Annotated in this window: 23 protein-coding genes; all 23 read left to right on the top strand. The window is 45.9% G+C overall.

All coding sequences use genetic code 11. The features are described from left to right. Window positions 1-5 precede the first annotated feature (5 nt). The 23 genes from lepB to ACHA8N_RS01055 all read left to right on the top strand — a co-directional run bounded on the left by lepB (window position 6) and on the right by ACHA8N_RS01055 (window position 20,819). The gene (gene lepB / locus ACHA8N_RS01165) at window positions 6-545 is read left to right on the top strand and encodes a signal peptidase I (protein WP_147510857.1); all 540 of its coding nucleotides are present in this window, start codon (window positions 6-8) and stop codon (window positions 543-545) included. 210 nt (window positions 546-755) lie between these two features. Further along, window positions 756-1,622 carry a ribosome biogenesis GTPase YlqF gene (gene ylqF / locus ACHA8N_RS01160; protein WP_147510858.1) on the top strand — a complete coding sequence of 289 codons (867 nt, stop codon included), beginning with the start codon at window positions 756-758 and terminating at the stop codon, window positions 1,620-1,622. Between the two features lie 60 nt (window positions 1,623-1,682). Further along, window positions 1,683-2,435, top strand: coding sequence for a ribonuclease HII (locus ACHA8N_RS01155; protein ID WP_393964488.1), 753 nt, complete (start codon window positions 1,683-1,685; stop codon window positions 2,433-2,435). Between the two features lie 13 nt (window positions 2,436-2,448). Further along, a complete protein-coding gene (locus ACHA8N_RS01150) occupies window positions 2,449-3,327 on the top strand; it encodes a hypothetical protein (RefSeq protein ID WP_393964487.1) in 879 nt (292 codons plus the stop codon). Beyond that, window positions 3,324-3,584 (top strand): EscU/YscU/HrcU family type III secretion system export apparatus switch protein, encoded by a 261-nt coding sequence (locus tag ACHA8N_RS01145; RefSeq protein WP_147510861.1) that lies wholly within the window; start codon window positions 3,324-3,326, stop codon window positions 3,582-3,584. Before ACHA8N_RS01150 ends, ACHA8N_RS01145 begins: the two co-directional genes overlap by 4 nt. Before the next feature lie 89 nt (window positions 3,585-3,673). Beyond that, a complete protein-coding gene (sucC, locus tag ACHA8N_RS01140) occupies window positions 3,674-4,834 on the top strand; it encodes an ADP-forming succinate--CoA ligase subunit beta (RefSeq protein WP_026827995.1) in 1,161 nt (386 codons plus the stop codon). Between the two features lie 13 nt (window positions 4,835-4,847). Continuing rightward, on the top strand, window positions 4,848-5,762 hold the full coding sequence (gene sucD, locus ACHA8N_RS01135) for a succinate--CoA ligase subunit alpha (RefSeq protein ID WP_147510862.1): 915 nt from the start codon (window positions 4,848-4,850) through the stop codon (window positions 5,760-5,762). Window positions 5,763-5,826: 64 nt separating this feature from the next. After that, entirely contained in the window at window positions 5,827-6,654 is an 828-nt protein-coding gene (gene dprA / locus ACHA8N_RS01130; RefSeq protein WP_393964486.1) for a DNA-processing protein DprA, read from the top strand. Window positions 6,655-6,701: 47 nt separating this feature from the next. Beyond that, the gene (gene topA / locus ACHA8N_RS01125) at window positions 6,702-8,798 is read left to right on the top strand and encodes a type I DNA topoisomerase (RefSeq protein ID WP_393964485.1); all 2,097 of its coding nucleotides are present in this window, start codon (window positions 6,702-6,704) and stop codon (window positions 8,796-8,798) included. 3 nt (window positions 8,799-8,801) lie between these two features. Next, window positions 8,802-10,106 (top strand): FADH(2)-oxidizing methylenetetrahydrofolate--tRNA-(uracil(54)-C(5))-methyltransferase TrmFO, encoded by a 1,305-nt coding sequence (gene trmFO / locus ACHA8N_RS01120; RefSeq protein WP_393964484.1) that lies wholly within the window; start codon window positions 8,802-8,804, stop codon window positions 10,104-10,106. A gap of 172 nt (window positions 10,107-10,278) precedes the next feature. Then, window positions 10,279-11,157 (top strand): tyrosine-type recombinase/integrase, encoded by an 879-nt coding sequence (locus ACHA8N_RS01115; RefSeq protein ID WP_393964483.1) that lies wholly within the window; start codon window positions 10,279-10,281, stop codon window positions 11,155-11,157. Beyond that, the gene (gene hslV / locus ACHA8N_RS01110; protein WP_393964482.1) at window positions 11,126-11,722 is read left to right on the top strand and encodes an ATP-dependent protease subunit HslV; all 597 of its coding nucleotides are present in this window, start codon (window positions 11,126-11,128) and stop codon (window positions 11,720-11,722) included. Before ACHA8N_RS01115 ends, hslV begins: the two co-directional genes overlap by 32 nt. Next, window positions 11,709-13,085, top strand: a complete 1,377-nt coding sequence (gene hslU / locus ACHA8N_RS01105) for an ATP-dependent protease ATPase subunit HslU (protein WP_393964534.1) — start codon at window positions 11,709-11,711, stop codon at window positions 13,083-13,085. Before hslV ends, hslU begins: the two co-directional genes overlap by 14 nt. Before the next feature lie 16 nt (window positions 13,086-13,101). Further along, window positions 13,102-13,881 (top strand): GTP-sensing pleiotropic transcriptional regulator CodY, encoded by a 780-nt coding sequence (gene codY, locus ACHA8N_RS01100; protein ID WP_147510869.1) that lies wholly within the window; start codon window positions 13,102-13,104, stop codon window positions 13,879-13,881. Window positions 13,882-14,128: 247 nt separating this feature from the next. Further along, a complete protein-coding gene (flgB, locus tag ACHA8N_RS01095) occupies window positions 14,129-14,491 on the top strand; it encodes a flagellar basal body rod protein FlgB (RefSeq protein ID WP_147510870.1) in 363 nt (120 codons plus the stop codon). A gap of 3 nt (window positions 14,492-14,494) precedes the next feature. Continuing rightward, complete coding sequence (flgC, locus tag ACHA8N_RS01090) at window positions 14,495-14,893, top strand: flagellar basal body rod protein FlgC (protein ID WP_026832628.1); 399 nt, start codon at window positions 14,495-14,497, stop codon at window positions 14,891-14,893. Between the two features lie 15 nt (window positions 14,894-14,908). Next, window positions 14,909-15,196: a flagellar hook-basal body complex protein FliE gene (gene fliE / locus ACHA8N_RS01085; protein ID WP_026828005.1), complete on the top strand. Its 288-nt coding sequence runs from the start codon at window positions 14,909-14,911 to the stop codon at window positions 15,194-15,196. Window positions 15,197-15,224: 28 nt separating this feature from the next. Next, the gene (gene fliF / locus ACHA8N_RS01080; RefSeq protein WP_147510871.1) at window positions 15,225-16,796 is read left to right on the top strand and encodes a flagellar basal-body MS-ring/collar protein FliF; all 1,572 of its coding nucleotides are present in this window, start codon (window positions 15,225-15,227) and stop codon (window positions 16,794-16,796) included. Window positions 16,797-16,800: 4 nt separating this feature from the next. Next, window positions 16,801-17,808, top strand: a complete 1,008-nt coding sequence (gene fliG / locus ACHA8N_RS01075; protein ID WP_147510872.1) for a flagellar motor switch protein FliG — start codon at window positions 16,801-16,803, stop codon at window positions 17,806-17,808. Beyond that, window positions 17,792-18,514 (top strand): FliH/SctL family protein, encoded by a 723-nt coding sequence (locus tag ACHA8N_RS01070; protein ID WP_393964481.1) that lies wholly within the window; start codon window positions 17,792-17,794, stop codon window positions 18,512-18,514. The genes fliG and ACHA8N_RS01070 overlap by 17 nt, the downstream gene beginning before the upstream one ends. Then, window positions 18,507-19,820, top strand: coding sequence for a flagellar protein export ATPase FliI (gene fliI, locus ACHA8N_RS01065; RefSeq protein ID WP_147510874.1), 1,314 nt, complete (start codon window positions 18,507-18,509; stop codon window positions 19,818-19,820). Before ACHA8N_RS01070 ends, fliI begins: the two co-directional genes overlap by 8 nt. 13 nt (window positions 19,821-19,833) lie before the next feature. After that, the gene (locus ACHA8N_RS01060; protein ID WP_147510875.1) at window positions 19,834-20,268 is read left to right on the top strand and encodes a flagellar export protein FliJ; all 435 of its coding nucleotides are present in this window, start codon (window positions 19,834-19,836) and stop codon (window positions 20,266-20,268) included. Continuing rightward, entirely contained in the window at window positions 20,265-20,819 is a 555-nt protein-coding gene (locus ACHA8N_RS01055; protein ID WP_147510876.1) for a MotE family protein, read from the top strand. The genes ACHA8N_RS01060 and ACHA8N_RS01055 overlap by 4 nt, the downstream gene beginning before the upstream one ends. Window positions 20,820-20,825 lie beyond the last annotated feature (6 nt).

Below are 20,825 nucleotides of genomic sequence, written 5' to 3'. Positions count from 1 at the left end.
AACGTGTGAAGGAGTTATTTAGTTGGATTAAGGCATTGGTCGTGGCGCTTGTCATTGCGTTCATCATCCGGACGTTTTTATTTGTTCCGGTCATCGTGGACGGTGAATCGATGATGCCGACCTTACACAATTCTGACCGCATGATTGTCAATAAGGTTCCTTATTATTTTAACGAGCCGGAACGCGGCGATATCGTTGTTTTCCATGCGACGGAGACGCGGGACTATATTAAACGTGTCATTGCTGTTCCAGGAGATACGATGTATTACAAGGATGACACATTATATGTCAATGATAAAAAAGTCGAAGAGCCGTATCTGAATGAGTTCAAGGCACAGATGAACGGTGTTCCCTTAACAGAAGATTTTACGTTGGAAGAAAAAACGACGCAAACGACCGTCCCGACAGGAAAAGTATTTGTTATGGGCGATAATCGTCAAAATTCAAAAGACAGCCGCGATATCGGTTTCGTGGATGAAGATCAAATCGTCGGTACGACGAACTTCGTCTTCTATCCTTTTAGTGACGTCCGGTCTGTTGATTAATCTGATCTAACGAGGAGCGAGGTTCACACATACGTGAGCTTCGTTTTTTCGTTCCTGCCGAGACAGGGTTCTTTTCTTTCCGGAAGTTGCGTATACTAGAAAGTGGATCGTTTCTCTCGAACAAACAGTGTACCGGTCCTTCCGGATATACGTTGAAGCAATCGTTCATTATTAGCAGTCCAAGCACTATGAAAATTTGAGGTGGAAGAAATGACAATACAATGGTTCCCGGGACACATGGCGAAAGCCCGCCGTGAAGTGACGGAAAAATTAAAATTAATTGATGTCGTCATCGAGTTGGTGGACGCTCGCTTGCCGATGTCGAGCCGCAATCCGATGGTCGAACAAATTACGGCAGGGAAACCGCGTTTGATTGTCTTAAACAAATCAGACATGGCAGATGCCCGACTGACCGAAAAATGGATGCAGGCACTGCGCAAGGATGGCGTTGACGTCATTGCCGTCGATGCGAAACACAATAAAGGACTCGGTCAGATTCATGAGGGTGCTTTACGCCTGATGAAAGACAAGCATGACCGGATGCGGGACAAGGGACGTAATCCAAGCGCGATCCGAGCTTTGATCATCGGGATTCCAAACGTCGGGAAATCGACATTGATCAATCGCTTGGCAGGTCGAAACATTGCGATCACCGGTGACCGTCCGGGTGTGACGAAGCGTCAACAATGGATCAAGATGAAGACCGGTGAGATGGAGTTGCTTGATACACCGGGTATTCTCTGGCCGAAGTTTGACGATCAGCTTGTCGGATACCGTTTAGCTGCGACAGGTGCCATCAAAGATGACATTTTAAACATTGATGATATTGCTTTATTTGCGATTCGAGAGCTGAAATCGCGTTATCCGGAACAGTTGAAAGCACGTTACCGTATACAGGACGTATCAGGTGAGGCTGTTGAGGTGCTTGAAGCGATTGGAAAAAACCGTGGATTCGTTACGGGAGGATATGTCGACTTTGAACGGACAAGTGAAATGTTGCTACATGAACTCCGGACAGAAAAGATTGGTCGTGTGACACTTGAAACCGTCGAAGAATGGGCGACGGTAGCAGAATAAGACAGGCTTGGACTTCTCAAAGATGAGAATTCCAAGCTTTTTTCAAAAAGGAGTTTGAATATGAAGATTACAGAGTTAAAAGAACAATTAGCTGATGTATCTAAACCGGAATTCGATGCGTTGAAAGCTGCCTTTTCCGACGATACCCGAAAAGGTGTCGAGGTCGCCTTTTTACAAGCCGAACGACGATTGCAGCTCGAAGCACAGCAACGTATCGATTTTCAAGAACGGATGTTGTTCGAAAATCAGTACCGGGCACAAGGATATGACCGGATTGCAGGTGTCGATGAGGTCGGTCGGGGACCGCTGGCCGGTCCTGTCGTCGCAGCAGCCGTCATTTTACCGGTCGACTTTTATCATCCCGGGTTAACGGATTCGAAACAGATGTCGAAAAAACAGCGACTCGTTGCCTATCAGCATATTCAGGAGGTCGCAGAAGTCGCAATCGGCATCATCGAACCGGAGGAAATTGATCGGATTAACATCTATCAGGCATCCAAACAGGCGATGCAGCAGGCAGTCGCTCAGCTGAGACCGGATGCGTTATTGGTGGATGCCATGACACTCGCTGTTGAGCTCCCGCAAGAATCATTGATTAAAGGGGATGCCCGCAGTGTTTCGATTGCGGCCGCGAGTGTAATTGCCAAAGAAACGCGGGATACGATGATGGAGCAATACGCCCGTCTCTATCCGGAGTACGGCTTTGAAAAACATGCCGGATACGGAACGGCGCAACACCTACAGGCGCTTGACAGTGCAGGGGTGACGCCGATTCACCGGAAAACATTTAAACCGGTCCTGGACCGACTTTAGGAGGTGAACCGTCGTGCAGATTGAGCATCGTGCTTTGTTACCCTTCAAAATCATTGATCCAACCAATCAACCGTTACGTGAAGGGGCGAATGTCATCGGGAAAGTGTTGAAATTACTTCCGGATGGTCTGATGGAGTTGCAGGTCGGACAACGTGTTTTAACGGCAGGGACAACCGCTGAACTAAAGGAAGGGGCGACTTATCGGTTTCTCGTCACGAGTACAGATGGACAGCCTGTTTTAAAAATCGTCTCACAAGAAACCAATCTTCCGAAATTACCGGCGCTTCCGACATTTGATCGAATCGCTCAACTTTCAACGGAATCCGTTCCACAAACGACACGCGATCTGTTGCAACAAGTTGGTCAAAAAATGCTGGAAGGGTCGGGTCCGGCATTAAAACAGGCCATCTTGGACATTGTTCAACTCGCCCGACAAGCAGACGGGACGGCGGAGGGACAACTGGATCGGAAGACGAGTGATCAAGTACTTACCCAACAGATTGTGCAAGCAACAAATGAAACGGGTCGTGGTGTGTTTTTGTTTCAATTACCGCAATTCGGTCCATTTGAAGAAGTCGATGTCACGATGGAGGGACCATTTGATCAAAAAGAATTTAATCCAGATCACGCCCGGATGGCCTTTTACTTAAAACTGCCGCAACTTGGTGAAATTGCACTGGATATTTTAATTACAGATCGGAAAATTGCCATTTCTGTTTTTCATCCGGATGAACGGATTGCATCGTTCATGTCATACTATCAACCGACGATTGAACATCGTCTGCAAGAGCAGGGGTATGATTTGATTCGATTCGAACAAGTGGAATCCGAAAAAGAACGCATTGCCTTTCAGCCGACGGATCGAAACGGAAGGGTGGACTATCAAATATGAAAAAAGCGATTGCTTTATCGTATGAAGAACAGATGCAGGCCCCTAAAGTCGTCGCCAAAGGATCAGAGCGGGTTGCGGAACGAATTCTCGAAGAAGCCTTACAGCACGATATTCCGATCCGTGAAGATGCGACGTTAATCACGTTGCTTGATGCCGTTCAAGTCTCGGAACAAATTCCGAACGAATTATACGGCGTCATCGCGGAGTTATTTGCCTTTTTGTATCAACTCGATCAAAACGGCATTTCGAAGAAATAAAATGCTTTCGGTCGATAACGATAGACAGCGCTTCCAATTTTAACTACAATGAAAGAGCCGAAACTAAAGGGGTTAAGGGGGATTTTTTCATGAATGTACATGAATATCAGGCAAAAGAGTTACTTCGTTCGTACGGTGTACCCGTTCCGAACGGAATCGCAGCATTTACGGTTGAAGAAGCAGTCGATGCAGCAGAACAATTGTCAGGTCCAATCAAAGTCGTAAAAGCACAGATTCACGCAGGGGGGCGCGGTAAAGCCGGTGGTGTTAAATTGGCGAAATCGCAAGAAGAAGTGAAAGAATTCGCGACAGAGTTACTCGGCAAAACACTCGTCACGCATCAAACAGGTCCAGAAGGTAAAGTCATCCAACGTCTTCTTGTTGAGGAAGGTTGTGCGATTGACAAAGAATACTATCTCGGAATTGTCCTTGACCGTGTAACGGGACGTGTCGTCATCATGGGTTCAAGTGAAGGCGGAATGGATATTGAGGAAGTAGCAGAAGCAACTCCGGAAAAAATCATCAAAGAAGTGGTTGATCCGGCAGTAGGTCTTCAAGCCTTCCAAGCCCGTAAACTGGCGTTTGCAATGGGTGTTCCGGTTAAGCTTGTCAATAAGTTCGTCGGTATGGTCACGAAATTATATACATTCTTCGTCGACAAAGACTGTTCAATTGCTGAAATCAATCCACTCGTCACAACAAAAGACGGGGATGTCTTGGCACTTGATGCGAAACTCAACTTTGACTCAAACGCCTTATACCGGCATGCGGATGTCGTCGCACTTCGTGACGAATCAGAAGAAGATCCACGTGAAGTGGAAGCTTCTAAAAATGACTTAAACTATATTGCTCTTGACGGTAACATCGGATGTCTCGTCAACGGTGCAGGTCTCGCGATGGCGACGATGGATATCATCAAGCATTTCAGTGGTGATCCGGCAAACTTCCTTGATGTCGGTGGTGGTGCGACGAAAGAGAAAGTAACAGAAGCCTTCAAACTGATTTTATCGGATGAGAACGTCAAAGGAATTTTTGTTAACATCTTTGGTGGAATCATGAAATGTGACGTCATTGCAGAAGGTATCGTTGCAGCAACAAAAGAAGTGGGCTTAGAATTGCCACTCGTCGTCCGTCTCGAAGGTACAAATGTCGATGCCGGGAAACAAATTCTCAAAGATTCAGGTCTAGCGATTACAGCAGCTACATCAATGGCAGACGGCGCAGAAAAAATTGCTGCGCTCGTGAAGTAAGGGGGAGCTAAGGATGAGTATTTGGGTAAATGAATCAACAAAAGTCATCATTCAAGGAATTACAGGGAATCAAGGGATGTTCCATGGCGAACAGATGATTGATTACGGAACAAACCTCGTCGGTGGTGTGACACCAGGTAAGGGTGGAACTGAAGTATTAGGTGTGCCGGTCTTCGATACAGTCGCTCAAGCGGTTGAAAAAACAGGTGCTAATGCTTCAATCATCTACGTACCGCCTGCATTCGCAGCTGATGCGATCATGGAAGCGGCTGATGCGAACATCGCATTGATCATTTGTATCACGGAAGGGATTCCGGTTCTTGATATGGTCAAAGTCAAACGTTATTTGGATGGAAAACCAGTCCGCTTGATTGGACCAAACTGTCCGGGTGTCATTACGCCAGGCGTTGCGAAACTTGGTATCATGCCAGGATACATTCATACACCAGGTCACGTCGGAATCGTTTCGCGTTCTGGGACGTTGACGTATGAAGCAGTTCATCAATTGACGACAGCGGGAATTGGTCAATCAACAGCAGTCGGAATTGGTGGCGATCCAGTTAACGGAACGGATTTCATTGATACGCTCAAAGCGTTTAATGAAGATCCGGAAACAAAAGCTGTTATCATGCTTGGTGAAATCGGTGGAACGGCAGAAGAAGAAGCGGCAGAGTGGGTCAAAGCCAACATGACGAAGCCGGTCATCGGATTCATCGGTGGACAGACAGCACCTGAAGGCAAACGGATGGGTCATGCCGGTGCCATCATTTCAGGTGGTAAAGGAACAGCAGCAGAAAAAATTAAAACACTTCGTGCCAACGGGATCGAAGTGGCTGAAACACCAGCTATCATTGGTGAGACGTTGATTCGTGTCATCAAAGAAGCCGGTATTTACGACGAATGTGTTACAGGTTCGACTGTAAAATAAACAAGACGTCAGCTGTCCTGATATAATCAGGACGGCTTTCTTCTATATAAAAGGAGCGTAATGAATGGACAGAGAACTGTATGCACGTTTTGCGACTTGCCGGGTTCCGTATTCAATCGTTGTTTTGATCGAGCAGTACGGTCTTTTGCCGGTAGAGGATTTACCTGTGTCAAGGTCCATCAAAAACCGTTATCAGCATGCCTTACAATTGGATCAAGTTCCAACGAACCTCCTTGTTCCCGGAGATCCATATTTCCCAATGCAGTTACTTCAGATTCCTCAGCCCGTCTATGGTCTCTTCTTCCGTGGTGATCCTTCCTTATTGAAACAGCCGATGATCAGTATCATCGGAAGTCGTCAACCCTCTCCTTCTTATTCCAAGCGTTTGTCTTTTTTACGTCCGTTTTTCCAATCTCCGTTCGTCACTGTGTCGGGCGGTGCCCGTGGTATCGATTCTCTGGTACATCGTCTTTCCCTGAAACATCATCAAGCGACGATTGCCGTTTTAGCGAGCGGATTTGATTCGCTGTATCCTGCTCAGCATGAAAAACTATTTCAGCAGATCCAGCAAGCAGGGCTGCTTTTATCCGAGTACGCTGCTCCGACACCCGTCAAAAAACATCAATTTTTGGAACGAAACCGGATTATTTCTGGGCTGACGTCAGGACTGATCATCGTCGAGGCAGCACATAAAAGCGGGACGATGAATACGGCCGGTCACGCGTTGGAACAGGGGAAAGATGTGTATTGTATCCCGGGTTGTCCGACGGAAAAACACTTTCAAGGAACAAATCAACTGATTGCGGAAGGGGCGATTCCGCTCTTGAATCCGCAAGAAGTTTCAAAAAGTATCTTGATGAACGTTGACAAATGGGAATCGAGACTACTATGATAAGTGAGATTAAAATACGAGTACGCCTCTAATAGGGAGCGATTGTAATGGCAAAATATTTAGTAATTGTCGAATCACCTGCAAAGGCAAAAACCATCAAACGTTATCTCGGTTCAAACTATACCGTGAAAGCTTCGATGGGGCATGTCATCGACTTACCGAAAAGTCAAATGGGTGTTGACGTAGAACATGATTATGAACCAAAGTATATTACGATTCGTGGTAAAGGTCCGGTTTTAAAAGAATTAAAAACGGCCGCTAAAAAAGCACAAAAAATCTATCTCGCAGCCGACCCGGACCGCGAAGGGGAAGCGATCGCCTGGCATTTAGCGAAAGCCCTCGGTGTCGATGAATCGACAGAATGCCGGGTTGTCTTTAATGAGATCACAAAAGACGCCATCAAAGATTCGTTCAAGAGACCCCGCAAGATCAACTACGATCTTGTCGATGCACAGCAGGCACGGCGTATCTTGGACCGTCTCGTCGGCTACAGCATGAGTCCATTGCTTTGGAAAAAAATTAAAAAAGGATTGTCAGCAGGACGTGTTCAATCGGTTGCTGTGAAGATGATCATTGACCGCGAACAGGAAATCAATGCGTTTTTACCGGAAGAGTACTGGACGATCAAACTCGAGTTGGACGCAAATGGTGAAAAGCTCGAAGCAAACTTTTACGGGATTGACGGAAAAAAACGTGAACTGCATTCAGAAGAAGAAGTCAACGAAGTATTGGCAAAACTCTCCGAGTCCTTCACTGTCGATTCTGTTACGAAAAAAGAACGACGCCGGAATCCGGCTCTGCCGTTTACGACGAGTTCTTTGCAACAAGAAGCAGCCCGTAAGCTGAACTTCCGTGCGAAGAAGACGATGATGATTGCCCAGCAGTTATATGAAGGAATCGAGCTCGGAAAAGAAGGGACAGTCGGTTTGATTACGTACATGAGGACCGATTCGACCCGGACATCCGAAACCGCCAACATTGAAGCACAAGGATTCATCGAAAATGCGTACGGGAAAGAATACATCGCTGTTGAAAAACGGAAAGAGAAAAAATCAGCGAATTCACAAGATGCCCACGAAGCGGTTCGTCCGACATCGACAATGCGTGACCCGCAACTCGTCAAATCATATTTATCCCGCGACCAGTTCCGATTGTACAAATTGATTTGGGAACGGTTCGTCGCCAGTCAGATGGCTCCGGCTATTCTGGACACGGTAAAGGTTGACTTGATCTCAAATGATGTCATGTTCCGGGCAAACGGTTCGACGGTCAAATTTGCCGGATTCATGAAAGTCTACATCGAAGATACAGATGATGAGACGGTAACGGACGTCAAAGACGGGTTGTTGCCGCCGCTTGAAGATGGTGAAGTTTTAGAGCAGGAAATGATTGAGCCGAAGCAACACTTTACGCAACCACCGCCACGGTATACAGAGGCCCGCCTCGTCCGGGCGATGGAAGAACTCGGTATCGGTCGTCCGTCGACCTATGCACCGACACTGGATACGATTCAAAAACGTGGATATGTGACGCTCGAAGAGAAAAAATTCCTGCCGACTGAACTCGGGGAACTGGTCATTGACATGATCAGTGATTACTTCCAAGAATTTATTACGGTTCAATTTACGGCTGACATGGAAGCCTTGCTTGATGCGATCGAAAAAGGAGACATGCAGTGGACGGAAGTCGTCGATCCGATTTATAAATCATTCGAAAAACGTCTGACACGTGCAGAAGCTGAAATTGAAAAAATTGAAATCAAAGATGAACCGGCTGGAGAAGATTGTGAAGTCTGTGGTCACGCGATGGTCATCAAGATGGGGCGTTATGGAAAATTCATGGCGTGCTCCAACTTCCCGGAATGTCGGAATACCAAACCGATTCAAGTTGAAATCGGGGTTAAATGTCCGACGTGTGGAACAGGTGAAATTGTGGAACGCCGGAGCAAAAAAGGACGCTTGTTCTACGGCTGTTCGAATTATCCGGAATGTGAATTCGTTTCTTGGGATAAACCAGTGGAAGAACCATGTCCGGTTTGTAGCAGTATGATGGTACAAAAGAAAATTAAGAACGGTGTGAAAGTAGAATGTACGTCGTGCGGACATCATGAAACACGCATCGATCAGGAGCAAGAGGAGGAATGACCGATGAAACGGGTAACCGTAATCGGCGCCGGACTCGCAGGTTCAGAAGCAGCATGGCAACTTGCGAAACGCGGTGTACAAGTAGATTTATATGAAATGCGACCAGTCAAGCAGACACCTGCTCACCATACCGATCAATTTGCAGAACTCGTCTGTTCGAATTCACTTCGAGCCAATCAACTGACAAATGCAGTCGGTGTATTAAAGGAAGAGATGCGTCAACTCGACTCGCTGATTATGAAAGCAGCCGATCTTGCCAGTGTACCAGCTGGTGGAGCACTGGCTGTCGATCGGCATGACTTTGCCGGATACGTGACGGAAACGTTAAAAAACCATCCGAATGTCACTGTGCATCATGAGGAACTTGAAGCGATTCCAGATGGTCCGACCATCGTCGCGACGGGTCCGTTGACAAGTGCTGCGTTATCCGAGTCACTCAAGCAGTTCACCGGTGAAGATTATCTGTACTTCTTCGATGCAGCAGCACCAATCCTCGACGGTGATACGATTGACCGGGAGAAGGTGTACCTGAAATCACGGTACGACAAAGGCGAAGCCGCTTACTTGAATTGTCCGATGACCAAAGAGGAGTTTACACATTTCCATAACGAATTGATTCAAGCGGAAGTCGTTCCTTTAAAAGAGTTCGAGAAAGAAATCTACTTTGAAGGCTGTATGCCGTTTGAAGTGCTCGCATCACGCGGACCGAAAACTCTTTTATTTGGACCGATGAAACCGGTTGGACTTGAAGATCCGAAGACTGGTGAACGTCCTTATGCCGTCGTTCAACTTCGTCAAGATAACTCAGCAGGGACACTGTTTAATCTCGTTGGATTCCAGACCCATCTAAAATGGGGCGAGCAAAAACGGATCATCCGGTTGATTCCAGGTCTTGAGAATGCTGAAATCGTCCGTTATGGTGTCATGCATCGCAACACGTTCGTCAATTCCCCGAATCTGTTGCAACCGACCTATCAGACACGGACGCGCCATGACTTATTCTTTGCCGGTCAGATGACCGGTGTCGAAGGATACGTCGAATCAGCCGCATCCGGTTTGACGGCAGGAATCAATGCGGCACGCCTCGTCAATGAGGCAGAGCCGGTCGCGTTTCCGAAAGAAACAATGATGGGTGCGATGGCACATTACATCACGACGACGGAAGGCAAGAACTTCCAACCGATGAATGCGAACTTTGGTCTTGTACCGACATTGGTCGGTCATCCGGTTCGAATGAAGAAACCGGAAAAATATGCCTTGCTGGCCGAGCGGGCATTGGAAGCAATCAAAGACTTTACCGATATGTAAGGCGAGATGGGAGAGAAGGCGCGATTTCGCGTTCTTTTCTCCCATTTCTTAATTTGTCATAAAAGCGTGATAATTTTGTTATTTTTCCGGTTTTTGGTCTATTGTCAGACTACTTACGGTGTGCTATGCTAAGGGCGATTCGAGTATGAAATGGTTAGAAGGGGGCTCACTGATGGGAGTAGACTCAGAGTTTGACGTACTGCGAAAATCTTTTTTACGGTATGTACACATCGAACGTCAATTATCTCCAAACACAGGCCGCTCTTATGATCAAACACTTCGACAATACGCCGCTTTTTGCCTCGATCATCAGTTGAGATCGATTGAATTGGCAACTGCACGGCGTTATTTGTTTGCTCTTTATGATCAAAAAGCTTCTAAATCGACGATTGCTCAAAAAGTTTCCTGCTTAAAACAGTTCGGGCGATTTGTGACACGTGATACGGATGAGCTGAATCCGTTTGAAGGATTAAAAGCACCGAAACGCGATCACACATTGCCGACGTTTCTAGTCCCTTCAGAGTATGAGCGGTTTTTGGAAGTATTTCGGACAGCAGATGCGTTCGGTACACGAAATGTGGCTTTGATCGAGGTTCTATATGCGACAGGAATGCGCGTCAGTGAACTGGCAGGACTGAATCTTTCAGACTTGGATTCAGATTTGGAATACGTCCATGTGTATGGAAAAGGGAGAAAAGAGCGGATCACGCCAATCGGTTCGTTTGCACGTAAGGCGCTGGCTTGTTACTTGGATGAACGGTGTCCATTTGAAGACGGTGAACAAGCCGTTTTCCTATCGCGATCAGGTCGTCGCTTGACGACAGATGGAATCCGGAAGATTTTAAAAAAGAGTGATCCGTATGTATCAAAACATGTGACACCACATGCCTTACGACATAGCTTCGCAACAGATTTGCTTGAGCGGGGAGCTGATTTGCGGGCAGTCCAAGAGCTGCTCGGACACGCTTCGCTCTCGACGACAGGACAGTACACACACGTCACGACGGAGCGGCTACGACATGTTTACCAACAAGCGCATCCGCGTGCCTAAGGGAGGAAACAGCATGTTTCATGCAACGACGATTTTTGCGATTCAACATAACGGACAATCCGCGATGAGCGGGGATGGACAGGTGACCTTTGGAAATCAGGTCATCATGAAGAAAAGTGCGAAAAAAGTACGACGTCTCTATGGCGGCAAGGTAATTGCCGGTTTTGCCGGAAGTGTGGCTGATGCGTTCACCTTATTTGAGAAATTTGAAGCGAAACTCGAAATGTACAACGGAAATCTTCAACGGGCAGCTGTCGAACTGGCAAAAGAATGGCGCGGGGACAAGATGTTACGGCAACTCGAGGCACTGTTACTTGTAATGGATGGCTCACATCTGTTGCTCGTATCAGGAAACGGTGAAGTCATTGAGCCCGATGATGGAATTTTGGCCATCGGTTCAGGCGGGAACTATGCACTCGCGGCAGGTCGTGCGCTCGCCCGGCATGCCAGCCAGATGACAGCAGAAGAAATTGCCCGTGCAGCTCTTGAAACAGCCGGAGAATTGTGTGTATTTACGAATGATCAAATTATTTTGGAAACGATTGGGGGAAGTGCAGATGCATGAATTTACACCGAGACAAATCGTGGAGAAATTAAATGAACATGTCATTGGTCAAGCAGACGCGAAACGTGCCGTTGCCATTGCGCTTCGAAACCGTTATCGCCGTCAACTGCTCGATCCGAGTCTACGTGATGAAGTCACACCCAAAAACATTCTGATGATCGGGCCAACAGGTGTCGGAAAAACGGAAATTGCGCGCCGACTGGCGAAACTCGTCCGGGCTCCATTCGTCAAAATTGAAGCAACCAAATTTACGGAAGTCGGTTATGTCGGTCGAGATGTTGAATCGATGGTCCGCGACTTGGTTGAAGCGTCGCTTCGTCTCGTGAAAGATGAGAAAAAGGAAGCTCTCCGGGAACGGGCTGAAGCCGTCGCGAACGAACGAATCGTCGATGCGCTGGTCGGTAAAAAATCTTCCGCAGGTTTAGGGGGAGGGAATCCGTTCGAGATGCTGTTTGGTGGAAACCAAAAACCGCCTGAACAAGAAACTGCCAATGATACAGCAGACCGTTCGGTGATCCGTCAGCAGTTATTCCAAGGTCAACTAGAAGACCGCATGATTGATGTTGATATCGAAGAACGGCAAATGGATCTGTTCTCCGGACAACAAGGGATGGAAGGACTGGCTAATCTGCAGGACATGCTTGGACAGGTCATGCCGAAAAAAACGAAAAAACGGCAGTTGACCGTTAAAGAAGCACGTCCGATTTTAACAGCGGAAGAAGCGGAACGATTACTTGACTTAAATGAAGTCCATGATGAGGCCGTACGGCGTGCAGAACAGATGGGGATCATCTTCGTCGATGAGATCGATAAGATCGCAACGAAAGGTCAGGACAGTGCCGGTGTGTCCCGTGAAGGCGTACAGCGTGATATCTTACCTATTGTCGAAGGATCGACGGTTGTCACGAAATACGGTCCTGTGAAGACGGATCATATGTTATTCATTGCAGCAGGAGCATTTCATATGGCGAAGCCATCCGATTTGATACCGGAATTACAAGGACGTTTCCCGATCCGTGTGGAACTCGACAGTTTGACAGAAGATGATTTCGTCAAAATTTTGACTGAACCGAATCAAGCCTTGCTTAAACAATACAAAGCGTTGCTTGGGGCAGAACAAGTTCATGTCACCTTTACAGAAGATGCGATTCGTCAAATCGCACGAATCGCAGCACAAGTAAATGATGAGACGGATAATATCGGTGCCCGTCGTTTATATACAATCATGGAACGTGTGTTAGAAGAATTATCGTTTGAAGCGGCAGAGATGCCGGAAACAGATGTCACCATTACACCACAATATGTTTTGGAACGCGTCGGAAAAGTAGCAGATGATCGTGACTTAAGTCAGTTCATCTTATAAGTGGAGGAAGAAAATCATGAATTTACTGGCAAAAACACGAAAGCTCAACACGATGTTACAACAAGAAGCAAGCACACATGTCGACTTTAAGGTCATGGCGGATCGCTTAAGTGAAGTCATGGAATCAAATACTTTTATCGTCAGTCGCCGTGGGAAGCTGTTAGGGATCGCCATTAAACAACAAATCGAAAATGCCCGGATTCGCGGCTTCCTCGAAGAGCGTCAGTTCCCGGAAGATTACACAAAAAAATTGTTCAATGTTACGGAAACAACAGCGAACATCGCAATCGACAGTGAACATACCGCGTTTCCAATCGATAACCGTGATATGTTCGAGACGTCTAAAACGACGATTGTTCCAATTATCGGTGGCGGAGAGCGGCTCGGGACACTTGTTCTTGGTCGGATGATTGAAGATTTTAATGAAGAAGATTTAGTTTTGGCGGAATACGGAGCAACGGTCGTCGGAATGGAAATTTTACGTGAAAAAGCGCATGAGGCAGAAGATAAAGCACGTAAAAAAGCTGTTGTCCAAATGGCAATCAATTCGCTTTCCTACTCGGAACTTGAAGCAATTGAGCACATTTTTGAGGAATTGGATGGAAACGAAGGATTACTTGTCGCTTCTAAAATCGCCGATCGTGTCGGGATTACTCGTTCGGTCATTGTCAACGCATTGCGTAAATTGGAAAGCGCTGGAGTCATTGAATCACGTTCACTTGGTATGAAAGGAACGTATATCAAGATTTTAAATGACAATTTCTTGTATGAATTGGAACGAATTAAATCAAACTAAAAATAAAATGTTAAAATTTTGAAGGAGATCTGGCGGAATGCTAGTTCTTCTTTTTTTTATAGGTAATATTTATCATTTTTATCAAAAAAGGGTTTGAAAAGCAAAAAAACAACATCTCATTACCCTCATTTTCAAAAAACTTCTTTTCAAACATTGACCTATTTGTTTCAATTATTTCAGATATGTTACTAACCGCTTACGATATAATAATAAGTTTTCTAGATAATGTATGTGGAGGTTGAAAAAAATGAATTGGCTTGGATCAGATTATGCAACAATGACACAGGCAGTTAATCGAACAGTGGCAGCTCAAAAAGTCATTTCAGCAAATATCGCGAATGTCGATACGCCCGGTTATAAAGCAAAGCGTCTTGTTTTTGGTGATGTACTGGATTCAGAGATGAAAATGAGTTTAAAACGGCATGCGACCATCGGTTCTTCCGGCAGTGTCGTCGAGCAATCCTCCACGATGCGCAACGATGGAAACGGAGTCGATATTGACCTTGAGATGTCTGAATTATCGCGCAATCAAATCGAATATGAAGCATTGGTTGAGCAACTGAACCGGAAATTCTCCGGTATTCAATCTGTTATCCGGGGAGGACGGTAATCGATGAGCATGTTTTCAGGCTTTCATACATCAGCAACAGGATTAACGGCACAACGCTTACGTTTAGATACGGTCTCAGCTAATATCGCAAACGCGCAAACCACGCGTGGTGAACTCGTCAATGGAGAATGGCAACCGTATGCACGTAAACTCGCTGTTTTAAAAGAAACGGGTAATGGTGTGACGGTCAGCGAGATTCGGAAAGATCAAGAACCGTTTAAATTAGAATACAATCCGAATCATCCGGACGCCGACGATTTAGGGTACGTTAAGATGCCGAATGTCGATCTCTTAAAAGAGATGGTAGATATGATGGGGGCGACCCGTTCTTACGAAGCCAATGTCACGGCATTGAATGCAACAAAAGCTATGTTGGTCAAAGCGATGGAAATCGGTAAATAACGAGGAGATGGAAAAATGGCGATTCAACCGATACAAAGTATGCAGATGGTCCTGCCATCTCAATCTGTAGCCAAAACGACACCAAGTGACTTCAGTGAAGTATTAAGTCAAGCTATGAACGGTTTAAATGAGGCGCAACAAGCGTCATCGCAAGCCCGTGTGGATCTTGCGACGGGAAAAACGACTGACTTGCATAACATCATGATCAAAACAGAAGAAGCATCGCTTTCTATGCAACTCGCTATCGAAGTTCGTAACAAAGGCATCGAGGCATACCAAGAAATGATGCGTATGCAACTGTGATTGTTAAGGAAAGCGTGGGAGATGTTGAATGAATGAAGGTCTTAAAACGCGTTTTGGCGCTGTAAAAACAACTTGGCAAGAGTGGTCACTGACAAAAAAAGCAACCATCATCGGACTTCTGCTTTTAGTCATTGCAGCTATCATTGTAGCTGCGATTTGGTTAAGTAAACCAACGATGACACCACTGTATTCAAAACTTTCTCCGCAAGAAGCGGGTCAGGTTACGGAGAAGTTAAATGAAGATGGGGTGAAATCGGAAGTCGTCAGCAATGCGGATGGTGTCACCATCCTTGTTCCGGAAGAAAGTTCAGAAAACTTAAAAGTTGAACTGGCGACAGCCGGTATTCCGAAATCCGGTCAAATCGATTATTCATTTTTCAGTGAAAATGCCGGTTTCGGAACAACGGATAAGGAAATGAATATTTTAGAACGCGATACGATGCAGACAGAACTTGAAAATTTAATTACACAAGTGAATGGAATTGATGCAGCGAAGGTCATGATTACCTTACCGGAAAAAAGTGTTTTCTTGTCTGATCAAGAAGAGACGTCAACCGTGTCAGTCGTTTTGACATCAAGTGCCGGCAGTGACTTAAATCAACAGACTGTTCAAGGGTTATACCACTTGATTGCAAAAAGTATTCCGAACCTAAAAGAAGAAAACATTACCATCATGGATCAATACTTTACGTATTATGAGCCGGGTAAAGGGGCACAGACTGCGGGTGGAAGTGATCCAATGCAGTTGAAGAAAACAACCGAGACAGACTTACGCAAACAAATCCAGCAAATGTTATCAGTTGTACTCGGACCTCAAAAAGCACTTGTTTCGGTTACGGCGGATGTGGATGTCACGCAACGTCAAGAAGAACAGAAGTTGGTTGAGCCTGTAGATGAAGATAAGATTCAAGGAATTGTCACGTCAGCAGAAAAAGTGGCGGAAGCATACACCGGAGCAGCCAACGAAGGAACGGCTGGAACAGGCGAAAATGAAACCGTCAACTTCCCACAAGGTACTGGAACGACGGGAGATACAAGTGAAAAAACACATGACATCATCAATTACGAAGTCAATCGAATTACAAAACAGATCAAAGGGGCGCCTTACGAAATTCGTGATTTAGGAATTCAAGTGATTGTCGAACCACCTAAAGGACAAAATCAAATTGACCCTCAACTGCAAACAGATCTGCAGACGATGATGTATTCGATTATCCGGACATCCTTAACAAAAACGGATGCGAAGACGACCTTAACCGATGCCGAGCTGGCAAACAAGGTAGTAGTCATGTCACGTCCGTTTGCTGAAACACCAAAACAAACCGTAACGACAGAAACAACACCGATGTGGGTCTGGTTCGCACTTGGAGCAGCAGGATTGGTTGTTGCGATTGCCGTCTTCCTCTTAGTACGACGGAGACGTCGGACCGATGAAGTCGAGGAGCTAGAGGAATGGACACCGATTGAAACGGATATTCCTGAACTGTCAACGGAAGACACAAGCGAAGGTGCAGTGAAACGGAAACAGCTTGAGAAGCTTGCCGCATCTAATCCTGATGAATTTGCTAAATTATTACGCACCTGGTTAGCGGAGGATTGATGACATGAAGAAACTAGAGATGAACAGTCGCGAAAAAGCAGCGATTTTAATGATCTCACTTGGACCGGAAGTAGCGGCGAGTGTATACAAACATTTATCAGAAGAAGAAATGGAATGGTTAACGTTACAAATTTCAAGTATGAAGCGGATTGATCCGGAAGAAAAACTTGAAGTAATGGACGAATTTCATGAACTGGCGACAGCCCAAAACTACATCACGCAAGGTGGAATCGGATTTGCGAAATCAGTGCTTGAAAAAGCGCTTGGTGAAGAAAAAGCCATGGAACTCATCTATCGTTTGACATCGACTTTACAAGTCAGACCGTTTGAATTCGCAAGAAAAGCAGATCCGAAACAGTTGCTGAATTTCATTCAAAATGAACACCCGCAGACAATTGCGTTAGTACTAGCCCATCTGGATCCGGCTAAGTCCGGACAGATTCTATCAGAACTTCCGGCTGAAGCACAATCCGATGTCGCGCGACGTATTGCGACGATGGACCGGATGAATCCGGAAATCATCAGTGAGGTTGAGCAAATTCTAGAACGGAACCTCTCGCAGGCCGGCATGCAGGATTATGCACAGTCGGGTGGTATCGAAGCTGTCGTTCAAGTCTTAAACGGTGTAGACCGGACAACAGAACGAACAATTTTGGATACGCTCGAAATTCAGGATCCGGAATTGGCAGAAGAAATCAAGAAACGGATGTTTGTCTTTGAAGATATCGTTACGCTGGATGCCCGAGCGATTCAACGTATTATTCGCGAAGTTTCGAATGAAGACTTGTTGCTGTCGCTTAAAGTGTCTTCAGACGACGTAAAAGAAATGGTTTACCGCAATATGTCCCAACGAATGGTCGAATCGTTCAAAGAGGACATGGAGTTCATGGGACCCGTGCGATTGCGTGACGTCGAAGAAGCTCAAAGTCGAATCGTCGGCATCATTCGTCGCCTAGAAGATATGGGAGAAATCGTCGTTGCCCGCGGTGGAGGAGATGATATCGTTGTCTAACGTCATAAAACGTCAAATTGTTTTTGAACGGGATCACCGGACAATCGTTCATCGTACTCCAGAACAGACTGTTGATCCGGAGCCACTTACGACATACGATGACATGATGAATGAAGGTCAAAGACAATTAAAACAACAGCAGGAGTTGTTGGAACAACGTGAACAATCACAACGGCTGGCTTTGGAACAAGAACGGATAACGGTATTAGAAGAAGCAAGACAACAAGGATATCAAGAAGGGTACCAAACGGGTCAACATGACGGTCAAGCCTCGTATCAACAACGAATCGAGGAGATCAATCAATTCGCAAGTCGTCTCGAACAGATGTTTTCTGACCGGATCGAAATGATGGAAGACGAATTGTGTGCTCTGTCACTCCAATTGACACATCAATTTTTAGAGCATTTACATGATACGGATGAAGAAGCGTTGTATCAAACGATTCATAAACTGATACTTCAATTCCGGGACCGTGAAAAATTAGTCGTGTATACATCAGCGGAAGACTTTGAACGGGTCGTATTATTGGATGAACGACTTCAAACGATTTTAGGTGGAACAGCGACAATCAGCTTCAGAATAGACGCTGAACTGGCAGCGCGTGATTTCCGTGTTGATTCAGAAAATGGAGCCATTACAGGCGGTCTGACTTCTAGTTATGACATGTTATTGAAACAGTTATCCGAGGTGCTGCAAGATGTATAAACTGAAACCACTGCAAGCCGCGATTCGGGATGTTCGTTCAGAAGATTTGGTTCAACATTCCGGGAAAGTCGTTCAAGTCATTGGTTTGATGATTGAATCACGTGGTCCGACAGCAGTCGCCATCGGAGAACGATGCTTGATTCGGATCCATCGTGGAGACGAAATCGAAGCGGAGGTCGTTGGTTTCAGAGAAGGACACGTCCTGCTGATGCCGTACGGTGAGACAACGGCAATCGCACCAGGATCGATTGTCATCGCAACCGGGAAACCACTTCACGTTCCGGTTGGGGATGAGTTGATTGGAAAAGTACTGGACGGTTTGGGACGGTCGTTAGACGGAGAGGGATTGACACATTTACGGACAACCTCGATTGTCCGTAAACCCCCAAGTCCACTAGATCGTCCTCGAATCGATCAAGTGTTGTCGACCGGGATTCGTGCCATCGATGGATTATTGACAGTGGGTCAAGGGCAACGGGTCGGATTGTTCGCGGGTTCCGGAGTCGGGAAATCGACATTGCTCGGAATGATCGCCAAACGTTCGACAGCCGACATCAACGTCATCGCACTGATTGGTGAACGGGGACGTGAAGTGAAAGAATTCATCGAGGCAGAACTCGGCGAAGAAGGGATGAGTCGATCGATCATCGTTGTCGCAACCAGTGACCAACCACCACTCGTTCGGCTTAAAGGCGCCTATACGGCAACAGCGATTGCGGAGTATTTCCGGGATCAAGGCAAAAATGTCGTCTTAATGATGGATTCCGTCACACGTTTTGCGATGGCTCAGCGCGAGATTGGTCTTGCGACCGGTGAACCACCTGCATCAAAAGGTTATACACCGAGTGTGTTCGCCTTACTCCCCCAGTTATTAGAACGAAGCGGGAAAACTACAGAGGGTTCCATTACCGCTTTTTATACGGTACTGGTTGATGGAGATGACATGAATGAACCAATCGCAGATGCGGTGCGTGGGATTTTAGACGGTCACTTTGTTTTAGATCGAAACCTAGCTAATAAAGGGCAATATCCAGCCATTCACGTATTACGCTCCATCAGCCGGGTAATGAATCAAATTACATCGATGGAACATAAAGACAGTGCCATCACGTTTCGTCAATTGCTTTCCACGTATCTCGATGCAGAAGATTTAATCAATATCGGGGCTTATAAAAGCGGGACAAACCCTGAAATCGATCGAGCCGTTGAAAAATATCCGGAGTTAATTGGTTTCTTGAAACAGCGTGTCGAAGAAAAAACGCATTTTGAAGAAGGTATGGAACGATTGATCTCAACAATCCGTTAAAGGAGGTTCATCTGTGAAAACGATATACGAACGCATCATTCCTTTAGCGGAAGCGGAGAAGGATCGTGTTTCAAAGCATACTGCTGAAAAAAAGAAACAATATGAAGTGGAAGTCGAGAAATTGTACCATTTACTCGTCCGATACGAAGCTTTTTTGAAAGCTCAAAATGAGACCGGCGATGTGGAATTACTGGCATCCCAATACCGGGAACGGGCACGGGATGTCGTCAAACAGCAAATTGAACGTCAACAACTGTACGTGACACAAGCAAAAAATCAATATGAGCGTGCGCAGGTGGACTTAAAAGAAGCTTTGATTGAAGAAAAGAAGTTTACCCGCCTTCAATCGAATCAATTGGAAGAAAATCGTCGGTCCCTTGCACTGGTCGAGCAAAATCAAATGGATGAATTGGCTTTATTACAGTTTGGAAGAAGGCGAACAACATGAGTGATCAAAAATCATCAAAACAATGGATCTTACCTTTGCTGATCATTCCATTATTATTGTTATTATTTACGGCTTATTTGGTCTTAAACTATGCAAATGGTCGTCCGATTTTTTCGTTACCGTTTTCGTCGGAAAAGCCGGCTACACAAGTAGGAAAAACAAGCGAAACGACAGACTTAGAAAAACGTTTGAAGTTGGCAAACGAAGAAATTAAGAAATTACGGTCACAATCGACTGAACAAACAAATACGTTAAAAGCCAAGGAACAAGAAGTGACGCGTTTAATCGCGGAACGTGACCGCTTGAAGAAAACACCTGCTACACCGGCTGCGACAAGCAGTGAGACAGAAAAGAAAAAAAAGACGGCGAACGTGACGGATGTATACGCAGAGATGCCGCCAAAAGAAGCAGCTAACATTTTAAATGAGTTGAGCCCGACGGAAGTAGTCGCAATCATTCGGGACATTGACGCGGAACAACAGGCAGCCATTATTGCGAAAATGGACCCTAAAAAAGCAGCCGCATTGACTCAGCTACTGGCAGTGGAATGAGGGGTG

It is taken from the genome of Exiguobacterium sp. S22-S28, assembly GCF_043359615.1.
Lineage (GTDB): Bacteria > Bacillota > Bacilli > Exiguobacteriales > Exiguobacteriaceae > Exiguobacterium_A.
The sequence above is the reverse complement of the archived record's forward strand: the minus strand, read 5'-3'. Positions and strand labels throughout refer to the sequence as shown.